The sequence below is a fragment of the Shewanella oneidensis MR-1 genome, from assembly GCF_000146165.2.
GTDB lineage: Bacteria > Pseudomonadota > Gammaproteobacteria > Enterobacterales > Shewanellaceae > Shewanella > Shewanella oneidensis.
The window spans coordinates 1,874,142-1,887,222 of record NC_004347.2; the positions used below are offsets into that span (position 1 = coordinate 1,874,142).

At 45.8% G+C, this 13,081-nt stretch carries 11 protein-coding genes and 3 tRNA genes; 10 read left to right on the forward strand and 4 right to left on the reverse strand.

Annotated elements, in window-relative coordinates; genetic code table 11:
* Window positions 1–28: 28 nt before the first annotated feature.
* Entirely contained in the window at window positions 29–625 is a 597-nt protein-coding gene (locus SO_RS08190; protein WP_011071909.1) for a Yip1 family protein, read from the reverse strand.
* 278 nt (window positions 626–903) lie between these two features.
* Between SO_RS08190 and miaE the strand changes: the two genes are divergently transcribed.
* Window positions 904–1,689: a tRNA isopentenyl-2-thiomethyl-A-37 hydroxylase MiaE gene (gene miaE / locus SO_RS08195; RefSeq protein ID WP_011071910.1), complete on the forward strand. Its 786-nt coding sequence runs from the start codon at window positions 904–906 to the stop codon at window positions 1,687–1,689.
* A 61-nt stretch (window positions 1,690–1,750) separates the two neighbouring features.
* Here the strand turns inward: miaE and SO_RS08200 are convergent, their stop codons facing one another.
* Both SO_RS08200 and SO_RS08205 read right to left on the reverse strand, forming a co-directional pair.
* Window positions 1,751–2,470 carry a UDP-2,3-diacylglucosamine diphosphatase gene (locus SO_RS08200; RefSeq protein ID WP_011071911.1) on the reverse strand — a complete coding sequence of 240 codons (720 nt, stop codon included), beginning with the start codon at window positions 2,468–2,470 and terminating at the stop codon, window positions 1,751–1,753.
* 9 nt (window positions 2,471–2,479) lie between these two features.
* Window positions 2,480–2,974, reverse strand: coding sequence for a peptidylprolyl isomerase (locus SO_RS08205; RefSeq protein WP_011071912.1), 495 nt, complete (start codon window positions 2,972–2,974; stop codon window positions 2,480–2,482).
* A gap of 140 nt (window positions 2,975–3,114) precedes the next feature.
* Here SO_RS08205 and cysS point away from each other — a divergent pair, with 140 nt between their 5' ends.
* Window positions 3,115–4,494 (forward strand): cysteine--tRNA ligase, encoded by a 1,380-nt coding sequence (gene cysS, locus SO_RS08210; RefSeq protein WP_011071913.1) that lies wholly within the window; start codon window positions 3,115–3,117, stop codon window positions 4,492–4,494.
* 175 nt (window positions 4,495–4,669) lie between these two features.
* Here cysS and folD read toward each other — a convergent pair whose 3' ends face one another.
* The gene (gene folD / locus SO_RS08215; protein WP_011071914.1) at window positions 4,670–5,524 is read right to left on the reverse strand and encodes a bifunctional methylenetetrahydrofolate dehydrogenase/methenyltetrahydrofolate cyclohydrolase FolD; all 855 of its coding nucleotides are present in this window, start codon (window positions 5,522–5,524) and stop codon (window positions 4,670–4,672) included.
* Window positions 5,525–5,878: 354 nt separating this feature from the next.
* Between folD and SO_RS08220 the strand changes: the two genes are divergently transcribed.
* The 8 genes from SO_RS08220 (at window position 5,879) to hupB (ending at window position 12,873) form a co-directional block, all read left to right on the forward strand.
* Window positions 5,879–5,955 (forward strand) — tRNA-Pro (locus SO_RS08220).
* A 90-nt stretch (window positions 5,956–6,045) separates the two neighbouring features.
* Window positions 6,046–6,122, forward strand: a tRNA-Arg gene (locus tag SO_RS08225).
* Between the two features lie 9 nt (window positions 6,123–6,131).
* Window positions 6,132–6,207 (forward strand) — tRNA-His (locus SO_RS08230).
* 261 nt (window positions 6,208–6,468) lie between these two features.
* A complete protein-coding gene (tig, locus tag SO_RS08235; RefSeq protein WP_011071915.1) occupies window positions 6,469–7,773 on the forward strand; it encodes a trigger factor in 1,305 nt (434 codons plus the stop codon).
* 89 nt (window positions 7,774–7,862) lie between these two features.
* On the forward strand, window positions 7,863–8,471 hold the full coding sequence (gene clpP, locus SO_RS08240) for an ATP-dependent Clp endopeptidase proteolytic subunit ClpP (RefSeq protein ID WP_011071916.1): 609 nt from the start codon (window positions 7,863–7,865) through the stop codon (window positions 8,469–8,471).
* Between the two features lie 99 nt (window positions 8,472–8,570).
* Window positions 8,571–9,851 (forward strand): ATP-dependent protease ATP-binding subunit ClpX, encoded by a 1,281-nt coding sequence (gene clpX, locus SO_RS08245; protein ID WP_011071917.1) that lies wholly within the window; start codon window positions 8,571–8,573, stop codon window positions 9,849–9,851.
* Window positions 9,852–9,983: 132 nt separating this feature from the next.
* Complete coding sequence (lon, locus tag SO_RS08250) at window positions 9,984–12,341, forward strand: endopeptidase La (protein WP_011071918.1); 2,358 nt, start codon at window positions 9,984–9,986, stop codon at window positions 12,339–12,341.
* A 244-nt stretch (window positions 12,342–12,585) separates the two neighbouring features.
* On the forward strand, window positions 12,586–12,873 hold the full coding sequence (gene hupB / locus SO_RS08255) for a nucleoid-associated protein HU-beta (protein WP_255211589.1): 288 nt from the start codon (window positions 12,586–12,588) through the stop codon (window positions 12,871–12,873).
* Window positions 12,874–13,081 lie beyond the last annotated feature (208 nt).

Genomic DNA, 13,081 nt, shown 5'->3' on the forward strand with positions numbered 1-13,081 from the left:
AAACAACTTCTTGCATGTTAATCGTGGCTTATTGATACATAGGGCCAAAGCCAATACTCCAGAGAATCACGCTGGTGGCCATTAACCCAACCAAAAGCACTAAACCTGCTGTCACCATTGAACTAGCGTAAATAAAGCCTTTCTCTTCGGGGATATTCATGATGATTGGTACGCCAGCGTAGAGCAGGTATACCGAGTATGCTAAACCGATTAGTCCGACAACCATAATAAACCAGAGTACTGGATAGAGCGCCGCTAGGCCGACCATAAATAATGGTGTTGCAGTGTAAGAAGCAAGTTCCAATGCTTGGGTAAAGGTGGGATGAGCATCGAAGGTTTTTGCCATCCAAAAGGCTAAATAGGCAAGGGCAAAGACGCCAGCAATGAGACCAAAATACATACCCACCGACATAAACATTGCGCTTTGCGGCGTGAGATAAATGGGATCTCCAGCTCCCGGATTCCAACCAATGTAAGCTGTTGCGATAAAGCTACAGATAGCAGGGATGAGTGCGATCAGAATAACATGGCTCAAGCTGCTTTTCAGTGCCTCATGGTTCTGTTCAATTGCGTGCCACTCTTGTTTTGGATGAGTGTATAACCCCATTAAGTGATTCAGTATCATTATAATTATCCTTGTTCAGCATTGATGATGGCTCGCCAAACGTCAGACGAGCTGATAACAGCTCTACAATCAGTGTTAAACGCTCTCCAGTACCTTCAACATCTGATTGCTTACCCTTGATTAAACCCTGTGTGATCAGGATCTCAGTTCTATAGAGTGTAGATTATTTATTGAACAAAAAGTTCAACTCGTCAAGTGTGCAGGCGTGTAAAGCTATAGCTTGCTGATAATTACGCGTAAAATATGGCGGTATATTTGAATGATTTTTGAGTGATCCCATGCAACAATTATTGGCACCTGTTCATGCGTTTCTTCGCTGTGAGACGCCGCAAACTTGGATTGATGTAGCAAGAGCCTCAGCTTCGTTAGATGAACTCTTAATCGATCATTGTAATTGTGAGCTAAAAGCCGCGCAGACTGCGATGTTTTTGTTAAGGCGTTATGCCCTTAATGCTGAAAGTGGGCAATCGCTGTTGGCGTGGGCAAAACCCTACGAAGAATTTGTCTATCATAAGGATCGCGATATTGAGCAGTTTTTGGCCCGTGATGTCAAAAAGAATGAGCTGGTTGCCGTTCTACAACCTAATCAACATTTTTCCTTTGCTCAGGATCTTATTCCGCCACTTATTCGTCTAATAAAAGAAGAGTTCCATCATTTTGAACAAGTGCTTGAGTTGATGCACGCACGGCAAATTCCCTATCGCAATATTCGCGCAGGGCGTTATGCCAAGGGTATGATGAGCCATGTGACGACCCATGAGAAGAATATTCTGCGCGATAAGCTAATTGTCGGTGCTTATATTGAGGCGCGCTCCTGTGAGCGCTTTGCCAAATTAGCGCCTTATTTAGATGCAGAATTAAGTAAGTTTTATGTGTCTTTGCTGCGCTCTGAGGCTCGTCATTTTGAGGATTATCTTAAGCTTGCACAATTGGTCTCAAGTGAGGATATCAGCGAGCGCGTTGCTTATTTTGGCGAAAGGGAAGCCGAATTGATTATGGCGCCCGATGACGAATTTCATTTCCACAGTGGCCAGCCGCAGGCTATCAAATACTCATATGCATGAAGGGATTAGCGGCCGTTACCTTGTTTGGGTTTGAGGCCGTTAATAGAGTTTTTAATGGTTTTTAAGTGGTTTCAAAGGGCAGACTTTTTAAATCCACGCCGTTGGCACTGACACTCAGTACACTGCCTTGCTCGTACCAATCACCTACCACAATCCGTTGACAAGCATTATCTACAATATGAATGGCAGGTCTGTGGGTATGACCGTGGATCATCCGTGTTGTATGGGTTTTTACAAACAACGCATTCACCGCGCTTGGCTCGACATCCATAATGACATAGCTTTTTTGCTGATTACTGCTTTGGCTATTACTGCGGATTTTATTGGCGATGGCTTGACGTCTTTTCTTTGGCAGACAGCTATAAAGCCAACGGGCGCAGGCAAAACTGCGCAGTTTACGGAAGCGTTGATAGGCTTTATCTAAGGTACACAGACTGTCGCCGTGTAGGATCACCGTCTTTACGCCATATAACTCTATGCAAGTAACTTCAGGTAGAAGTTGCATCCCCGCGGCCTCAGCAAAGCGTTTTCCTAACATAAAATCACGATTACCGTGAATAAAGAAGATAGGGAGAGTTTGTGAGACTTGTTTGAGTTTGTGCGCTAATTCGAGGGCAAAAGGCGCGGCTAAATCGTCGCCGACCCATACCTCAAACAGATCCCCCAAAATATAGAGGGCATCAGCGTCATCAAGTTCGGTATCGAGGAAACGATTGAAGGCTTGAGTGATATCAAGGCGATCGGCACTTAAGTGCAGATCGCCAATAAATAAGGTTCGCATCCTAGGGAATTAGGCCGCTACACTGACTTTTTCAATCACGACCGCTTCTAATGGTACATCTTGATGCATGCCACGGTTACCTGTGCTTACCGCTTTGATTTTTTCAATAATGTCCATGCCTTCAACTACTTCACCGAATACGCAGTAACCCCAACCTTGCATGCTCTCAGATTTAAAATCGAGGAAGGTATTGTCGTTTACGTTGATAAAGAATTGAGCTGTCGCTGAATGCGGATCAGAAGTACGCGCCATAGCGATAGTACCAGTACGGTTTGATAAACCATTGTTCGCTTCATTTTTCACTGGCTCATGGCAACGTTTTTGGCTCATTTCAGCCGTAAAGCCACCACCTTGGATCATAAAGCCGTCAATTACACGGTGGAAAATGGTGCCATCGAAGAAACCTTCGTCGACATATTTCATAAAGTTTGCCACGGTCAGCGGTGCTTTTTCGGCATTTAGTTGCAGTTTAATGTCGCCAAAATTAGTGTGTAATGTGATCATGTTTTCATACTCTCTGTAAATAGTGGCGCGATTCTAACTTATCTCGGATTGCGCGCAAAGTGCAGTATTCAAACCCCGTGTCAGCGTGATAGACTGACTCTTTGATTTTACACTTGAATCTATCTTTGAAGAGAATACCGATGTTGAAGATTTACAACAGTATTACCCGCCAAAAACAGGAATTTAAGCCAATTAATCCCGGAAAAGTTGGGATGTATGTATGTGGCGTGACCGTTTACGATCTCTGTCATATTGGCCATGGGCGTACTTTTGTTTCCTTCGATATGATCGTTCGCTACCTGCGTTACGCGGGTTATGAAGTGAATTTCCAGCGCAACATCACCGACATTGATGACAAAATCATCAAACGCGCCAATGAAAATCAAGAAGATTGCAACACATTAACCGATCGCTTGATTGGTGAGATGCACAAGGATTTCGATGCGCTGAACATGAAACGCCCTGATTTTGAGCCGCGTGCCACACTGCACATTGCTGAAATCATCGATATGGTTGAGCGTCTGCTTGCGCGTGGCCATGCCTATGTTGCTGCCGATGGCGATGTGCTGTTTAGTGTGGCTTCTTTCCCTGAATACGGCCGCCTATCTGGCCAGAATCTGGAGCAATTACAGGCTGGTGCACGGGTTGAGGTTGACGATAACAAGCAAAATCCAATGGATTTTGTGCTGTGGAAAATGTCTAAACCAGGTGAGCCAACATGGGAATCGCCATGGGGGCCGGGTCGACCAGGCTGGCATATCGAATGTTCTGCGATGAACAGCAAACACTTAGGTTTGCATTTCGATATCCACGGTGGTGGCTCTGATTTACAGTTTCCACACCACGAGAACGAAATTGCCCAGTCTTGCTGCGCCCATGACACGCCTTATGTGAATTATTGGATGCACACTGGCATGGTGATGATCGACCGCGAAAAGATGTCTAAATCTTTAGGCAACTTCTTCACCATTCGTGATGTATTAAGTCATTACGACGCTGAAACCGTACGTTACTTCCTGCTATCGGGTCACTATCGTAGCCAAATCAACTACTCTGAAGAAAACCTCAAGCAAGCGCGTGCGGCGTTAGAGCGTTTATACACTGCGATTAAAGATGTCGACCTGACTGTTGCGGCCGCGCCAGCGGAAGAGTTTGTGGCTAAGTTTAAAGCGGCAATGGACGATGACTTTAACACCCCTGAAGCCTATTCAGTGCTGTTTGATATGGTGCGTGAGATCAACCGTCTGAAACTCACTGATATGGCAGAGGCTTCTGCATTAGCCGTGTCAATGAAACAACTTGCTGATGTGCTAGGCTTACTGCATCAATCTCCCGATGCCTTCTTTAAAGGTGAGGGCAGTGACGATGAAGTGGCGGAGATTGAAGCCTTGATCGTTGAACGTAACCGCGCTCGTACGGAAAAAGATTGGCCTGCGGCTGACGTGGCGCGTAATCGTTTAAATGAGCTTGGTGTGGTCTTAGAGGATGGCCCAAGTGGCACTACTTGGCGTAAGAAATAAAGCCGTCTAGCTACATTTCTTAAACCAACAAACTCTAGTCATAAAAAAACCTGCAGTCATGCAGGTTTTTTATACTTGCGGAACCTAGAACCTAGAACCTAGAACCTAGAACCTAGAACCTAGAACCTAGAACCTAGAACCTAGAACCTAGAACCTAGAACCTAGAACCTAGAACCTAGTCGTGATATTGCTCAGCGGCATATAAGGTGTTTTCTAATAGACTTGCAATGGTCATAGGGCCGACACCACCTGGTACTGGGGTGATAAAGCTGGCGTTTTGCGCTGCAGTTTCATATTGCACGTCACCCACTAAGGTGCCGTTTTCTAAGCGGTTGATACCTACATCGATAACGATTGCGCCGGGTTTAATCCACTCACCTGGGATAAAGCCGGGTTTACCCACTGCTACTACAACTAAATCGGCCTGACGGATCTTTTGTTCTAGATTTTTCGTAAAGCGATGGCAAGTCGTTGTGGTGCATCCTGCAAGTAGTAGCTCCAGTGTCATGGGGCGGCCAACGATGTTCGATGCGCCTACTACAACGGCATCTAAGCCATAGGTATCAACACCCGTTGATTTGATTAAGGTCATGATCCCCATCGGGGTGCATGAACGTAATACAGGAATACGCTGGGCTAAACGGCCAACGTTATAAGGGTGAAAACCGTCGACATCTTTATCGGGGCGAATGCGCTCGATCACTTTAGAGTCTTCGATATGCGCAGGCAACGGCAGCTGGACTAATATCCCATCGATGCTTGGATCATCGTTGAGTTGATCAATCAGTGCTAAGAGCTCAGCTTCACTGCAGCTGGTGTCGAGATCATAGGAGCGAGAAATAAATCCCACTTCTTCACAGGCTTTACGCTTACTGCCAACATAAACCTGAGAGGCGGGGTCGGCTCCAACGAGAATGACTGCTAAACCTGGTACGCGTTGTCCAGCCTCTTTACGGGCAGTTACTTGTTCGCGAAGTTGTGTGCGGATGGATTGAGCAATCGCCTTGCCGTCGATTATTTGGGCTGTCATGGGTGTAGGATATCCTTTATATGGGCGATGGTGAAAACAATTGTTAACACAGAGATTGGCAATCGCGGCTATTTTAACAGGGCGTTGCGGATGTGTCATGGCAAATGCCGTCGTGAAATGGATAAATAAAAGCGTATTCGACTGATAATTCAGCATCTAGCGTGAACGGTTAAAAAAATCGTTGACGGGTGCAAAGTGAGGGGCTAAGATGCGCTCCGTTCTCAAGCAGATGTGTTGATTTGCATTGAAAACTTATTACTCGGTGATTAGCACAGTCCGGTAGCGCATCCAAATTTTGGATGAGAGCGGACCAGAGGAAACCCTCTGAGTTAATGCCAAATATAGTAAGACCTTCGGTGATTAGCGCAGTCCGGTAGCGCATCTGGTTTGGGACCAGAGGGTCAGAGGTTCGAATCCTCTATCACCGACCACTTTATTGTTATTTGCTATAGTCAGTGAATAACATGGATAGCCAAACGCTATCCAACGCCGGTTAGGATGCAGAGCAATCTGTAGACCATGCGCCCGTAGCTCAGTTGGATAGAGCACCCGCCTTCTAAGCGGGTGGTCGCAGGTTCGAATCCTGCCGGGCGTACCAGTTTCAGTGGTGATTGTAGCTCAGTTGGTAGAGTCCCGGATTGTGATTCCGGTTGTCGTGGGTTCGAGCCCCATCAGTCACCCCATTTTTAGTACTTTGAGTACAAAATAAAAAAAGCGACCTCTGGTCGCTTTTTTTATACCCTAGATTCGGCCGTTGAGGCTCGACTCTATACAAAACGGTGGCTATAATGTCGCGTCTTGATAGATATCAACTAACAGCGACCGGTGCCGAAAGCCAGTAGTGGTGGGCATTGTAGTCAAATTTAATGATCAAGAAACGAATACCTGAATAGTTGAAGATTCGACTATTACAAAGGACGTTAGACAAATTTCGAGGTAAAACAATGCAAGTTTCTGTTGAAGCAACCCAAGGCCTAGAGCGTCGCCTGACCATTTCTGTTCCTGCTGAACAAATTGAAAAACTGGTTAAAGACAGTTTACAACGTGAAGCTAAGCGTGCTCGTATTCCGGGTTTCCGTCCTGGCAAAGTGCCTGTTACTGTCATCAACAAACGTTATGGCGCAGCTATTCGTCAAGACATCACTGGTGAAGTGATGCAACGTAACTTTATCGAAGCGATCATCGCAGAGAAATTAAACCCAGCCGGTGCACCGACTTTTGTACCTGGTGCGACTGACGGCGAAAAATTTGAATTCGTTGCAACTTTCGAAATCTACCCAGAAGTTGAGTTGAAAGGTTTAGATGCAATCGTAGTTGAACAGCCAAAAGCGTCAGTGACGGATGCTGATGTGGACAGCATGATTGAAACGCTGCGCAAGCAACATGCCACTTTTGCAGCGGTTGAGCGTGAAGCGGTTGATGGCGACAAAGTGAAAATGAACTTTGTGGGCTCAGTTGACGGTGTTGAATTCGAAGGCGGTAAAGCTGAAGATTTCGAACTGCAATTAGGCAGCGGTCGTATGATCCCTGGTTTTGAAGCGGGTATCTTAGGTCACAAAGCGGGTGAAGAATTCGTTATCGACGTGACTTTCCCTGAGGAATACCACGCTGAAAACTTAAAAGGTAAAGCTGCTAAGTTTGCTATCACCTTAACTGAAGTGTTAGCGGCTAACTTACCAGAAGTAAACGATGAGTTTGCTGCATTATTCGGTATCACTGAAGGTGGCTTAGAAGCACTGAAAACCGAAATTCGTAAGAACATGAACCGTGAACTTGAGCAAGCGTTAAAAGCTAACGTGAAAGAGCAAGTGATCGCAGGTTTATTAGCTAACAACGACATCGAACTGCCAAAAGCACTAATTGATGGTGAAGTTAACGTATTGCGTCAACAAGCGATGCAACGTTTCGGCGGTCAAACTGCTAACATGCCTGAACTGCCAGCTGAATTATTCACTGAGCAAGCAGCTCGTCGCGTGAAAATCGGTCTGTTATTAGGCGAAGTTATCAAGACTAATGAGCTGAAAGCAGAAGATGAGCGTGTACAAGGTTTAATTGCCTCTATGGCTTCTGCTTACGAAGATCCAAGTGAAGTGATTGCTTATTACAACAGCAACAAAGAACTGATGCAAAACATGCGCAACGTTGCGCTTGAAGAGCAAGCTGTTGAAGCACTGCTTAAAACCGCAAAAGTGACCGAAAAAACAGTCGCTTTTGAAGAATTTATGAACAAGGCTACAGGTCGCGCATAAGCTAAGCTTGACTTGATTAGCAGTTCGCCATTTATAATGGCTCGTATGAGGCTCCTCATGCGAGCCATTTTTATTTAGGGAAATGAATAATGCATAATGCGTCAGATATACAAAGTGCTTTAGTGCCTATGGTGATCGAACAGACTGCTAAAGGTGAACGCTCATTTGATATTTATTCTCGTTTGTTAAAAGAGCGGATTATCTTTTTAGTGGGCCAAGTAGAAGAGCATATGGCGAATCTGATTGTGGCGCAGTTACTATTCCTTGAGTCAGAAAGCCCTGATAAAGATATTTTCTTATATATCAACTCACCTGGTGGCTCTGTTACCGCGGGTATGGCAATTTACGACACCATGCAGTTTATTAAGCCTAATGTGAGCACTGTGTGTATTGGCCAAGCGGCTAGCATGGGTGCATTTTTATTAGCGGGTGGTGAAAAGGGCAAGCGTTTCTGCTTACCTAATTCGCGCGTTATGATCCATCAACCTTTGGGTGGTTTCCAAGGTCAGGCTTCTGATATCGCGATTCATGCTCAAGAGATTTTGGGCATTAAGAATAAACTGAACCAGATGTTAGCTGATCATACTGGACAACCCCTCGAAGTAATTGAGCGTGATACCGATCGTGACAACTTCATGAGTGCTACTCAAGCTGTAGAATATGGTTTAGTTGACGCAGTGATGACTAAACGCGGCTGATTTTTACTTTCGACTGGGCTATGCTCTGTAAAGTAAAGCTGAGTTGACAGTGAACAGGTTTAAAATAAGCAGTAGAGCAGACTGCAAATGAGGTAATTAATGGGCGACAACAAAAATAATGGTGACAGCGGTAAGTTGCTGTACTGCTCTTTTTGCGGTAAGAGCCAGCATGAAGTCAGAAAACTGATTGCAGGCCCATCAGTATATGTATGCGACGAATGTGTAGAACTATGTAACGACATCATTCGTGAAGAGATTAAAGAAATCTCTCCCAAGCGTGATAATGACAAATTGCCAACGCCACACGAGTTGCGCGCGCATTTAGACGATTATGTGATTGGTCAGGACAGAGCTAAAAAAGTGCTTTCTGTTGCGGTATACAATCACTATAAGCGCCTGAAAAATTCATCTCCAAAAGATGGTGTTGAATTAGGCAAAAGTAACATTTTGCTTATTGGTCCAACGGGTAGTGGTAAAACCCTTCTGGCCGAAACGCTTGCGCGCTCATTGAATGTGCCTTTTACCATGGCGGATGCCACAACACTGACCGAGGCTGGTTATGTGGGTGAAGACGTTGAAAACATCATTCAAAAGCTATTGCAAAAATGCGATTACGATGTTGAAAAAGCACAACGTGGTATCGTGTATATCGACGAAATCGACAAAATCAGCCGTAAATCGGATAACCCTTCGATAACCCGTGACGTATCGGGTGAAGGCGTGCAGCAAGCGCTGTTAAAGCTCATCGAAGGTACGGTTGCCGCGGTTCCGCCACAAGGTGGTCGCAAACATCCACAGCAAGAGTTCTTACAGGTTGATACTTCTAAGATCCTATTTATCTGTGGTGGTGCATTTGCGGGCCTTGAAAAGGTGATTGAGCAGCGTGCCCACGTTGGCTCTGGTATCGGTTTCGGTGCGCAGGTGAAAGGTGAAAAGGATAAGGCAACGATATCTGAAACCCTGTCTCAAGTTGAGCCGGGCGATTTAGTTAAATATGGCTTGATCCCTGAATTTATCGGCCGTCTTCCTGTGGTTGCTACGCTAACAGAGTTAGATGAAGAAGCCCTAGTGCAAATTTTGTCTGAACCTAAAAATGCCTTAACGAAACAATACAACGCGCTTTTTGAGATGGAGGGTGTTGAGCTTGAGTTCCGCGAAGATGCGCTTAAAGCCATTGCTCATAAGGCAATGTCACGCAAAACCGGAGCACGTGGCTTACGTTCAATCGTAGAAGGTATTTTACTCGATACTATGTATGATATCCCTTCGATTGATGGCGTTGTAAAAGCGGTAGTTGATGAGTCTGTTGTCAATGGTGAGTCTGCGCCCATTCTGATTTACGAGCGCAACGAAACACAGGTTGCCTCTGGCGAGCAATAATTGTACAGAACACTAATAAACTGAAAATCAAGGAGTCCAATGGACTCCTTTTTTCGTATTGACCATTGAAAGGGCATAAACCGCCCCAATATACTCCTTAACTAATCCCTTTTATTAAAACGGAATCGAACTATGACCTTAGAGCGTGAAGCGCATATCGAACTCCCCGTGCTACCACTGAGAGACGTGGTGGTCTATCCCCATATGGTAATTCCGTTGTTCGTTGGCCGAGAAAAATCGATTCGTTGTCTCGAAACGGCAATGGCCCAGGATAAGCAAATTATTTTAGTGGCTCAGCGTGATGCTGAGTTAGATGAGCCAACCAAAGACGACATCTTTGAAGTCGGTACCGTGGCATCTATTCTGCAACTGCTTAAACTGCCCGACGGTACAGTAAAAGTACTGGTAGAGGGGGGTCGCCGAGCCCGTATTACCCGTTACACCCAGGAAGCCGATTTCTTTGTGGCAAAGGCCGAGTATCTCGAATCGGAGCCTTTAGAAGATAAAGAAGAAGAAGTCCTTGTTCGCAGTGCGATTGGTCAATTTGAAGGCTATATCAAGCTGAATAAGAAGATCCCGCCGGAGGTATTAACCTCACTTTCTGGTATCGATGAAGCCGCGCGCCTTGCCGATACTATGGCTGCCCATATGCCGCTAAAGCTTGAGGATAAACAATCTGTCCTTGAGATGACTAATATTGGCGAGCGTCTGGAATATCTAATGGCGATGATGGAGTCGGAAATCGACCTGCTACAGGTTGAGAAACGCATCCGCACCCGCGTTAAAAAGCAGATGGAAAAAAGCCAACGTGAGTACTATCTCAACGAGCAAATGAAAGCCATCCAAAAAGAATTGGGTGACTTAGATGAAGGCCATGACGAATTTGAAGTCTTAAATCGTAAGATTGAAGAAGCCAACATGCCAAGTGATGCCAAAGAAAAGGCCGTCGCTGAGCTGAACAAATTACGCATGATGTCACCGATGTCTGCCGAAGCGACTGTGGTTCGTAGCTACGTGGATTGGATGACGTCTGTGCCTTGGAGCCAACGCTCTAAAATCAAACGCGATTTGGCTAAAGCCCAAGAAGTGCTCGATACCGACCATTATGGTTTAGAGAAAGTCAAAGATCGCATTCTGGAATATCTCGCGGTTCAAAGCCGTGTGCGTCAACTTAAGGGGCCAATCCTGTGTTTAGTTGGACCTCCTGGTGTGGGTAAAACCTCATTGGGTCAATCAATTGCCAAGGCGACTGGTCGTAAGTATGTGCGTGTTGCCTTAGGTGGCGTGCGTGATGAAGCGGAAATCCGTGGTCACCGCCGTACTTACATTGGCTCTATGCCAGGTAAAGTCATCCAAAAAATGGCCAAAGTGGGCGTGAAAAACCCCTTATTCCTGCTGGATGAAATCGACAAAATGAGTTCGGACATGCGTGGTGACCCAGCATCTGCACTGTTAGAAGTGCTTGATCCTGAGCAAAACGCGACGTTTAACGACCATTATCTCGAAGTCGACTACGACTTATCCGATGTGATGTTCGTGGCGACCTCTAATTCGATGAACATTCCTGGGCCACTTTTAGACCGTATGGAAGTGATCCGTCTGTCGGGTTACACCGAAGACGAGAAGCTAAATATCGCTAAGCAGCATCTACTGACGAAACAAATCGAGCGTAACGGCTTAAAAGCCTCTGAAATTAAAGTCGATGACAGTGCAATTGTCGGTATTATTCGCTACTACACTCGCGAGGCGGGCGTACGTTCACTCGAGCGAGAATTGTCGAAGATTTGCCGCAAGGTCGTGAAGATGATCCTGCTCGATAAATCCGTCAAGTCAGTGACTGTGACAGCGGAAAACCTCAAGTCTTTCCTTGGTGTGCAGCGTTTTGACTATGGTAAAGCAGAATCAAATAACCAAATCGGTCAAGTGACAGGTCTTGCTTGGACTGAGGTTGGCGGTGATTTGCTGACCATTGAAGCGACGTCTGTGCCTGGTAAGGGCAAGTTAACTTATACAGGCTCCCTTGGCGATGTGATGCAAGAGTCGATTCAAGCGGCGATGACGGTCGTGCGTGCCCGTGCTGAGCAATTGGGTATCAATGGCGACTTTTATGAGAAGCGGGATATCCACGTGCACGTACCAGAAGGCGCGACGCCAAAAGATGGTCCATCGGCGGGGGCGGCCATGTGTACTGCGCTCGTTTCAAGCCTCACTGGTAACCCTGTGCGTAGCGACGTGGCGATGACGGGTGAAATTACCTTGCGCGGTGAAGTGTTACCTATCGGTGGTTTAAAAGAAAAACTGCTGGCGGCACACCGCGGCGGCATAAAATTGGTGCTTATTCCAAAAGAAAACGAGCGTGATTTGGAAGAAATTCCTGCCAATGTGATTGCCGATTTGGAAATTCGTCCCGTGCGCTGGGTCGACGAAGTGTTAAAACTGGCACTTGAAAGACCGGTTCAAGGCTTCGAAGTGGTTAAAAACTTGGCATAACGCAAGAAATTGCGCTATCACGTTAAAAAAAATGAAAAAAGGGGCTTAACAAAGCGCAGACCTGTGGTAGCCTAGGTCTGTGGAGAGCCAGCTGCTCCAAGCCCTTGGCGCAACTGGCTTTGAGCTGTATCCAGTTTTATTTCTTTGGTTTTCGAACTCAGCTTGAACTTTGAATTCAAGCTTGTTATAAAAGCCTCCGCAGACCGCTCTAGAGACGGATTTGGTTGCGGCGCAAAAAAATTACATTCAAGGGGATGACATGAACAAATCTGAACTAATCGAGAAAATCGCTTCTGGTGCTGACATTTCTAAAGCCGCTGCCGGCCGTGCACTGGATTCTTTTATCGCGGCTGTGACCGAAGGTCTGAAAGAAGGCGATAAAATTTCTCTTGTTGGTTTTGGTACTTTTGAAGTGCGTGAGCGTGCTGAGCGTACTGGTCGCAACCCACAAACGGGTGAAGAAATCAAAATCGCAGCAGCAAAAATTCCAGCATTCAAAGCTGGTAAAGCTCTGAAAGACGCTGTCAATTAATTTTTGATATCGTAGCCTTTGTAAGGCGTTCGTAATGATAAGCACTGTTAAAACAGTGCTTTTTACGAATTGAAAGTAATGGATTTTGAAGGTAAATTTCTACCATTACTCGGGGTTTTAGCACTTACCAGTGGTAGCGTCTGAATAATCCCTATAAATTACAGAAAGGCGCATCTCAACGTGATGCGCCTTTTTATTTTGTTAATCG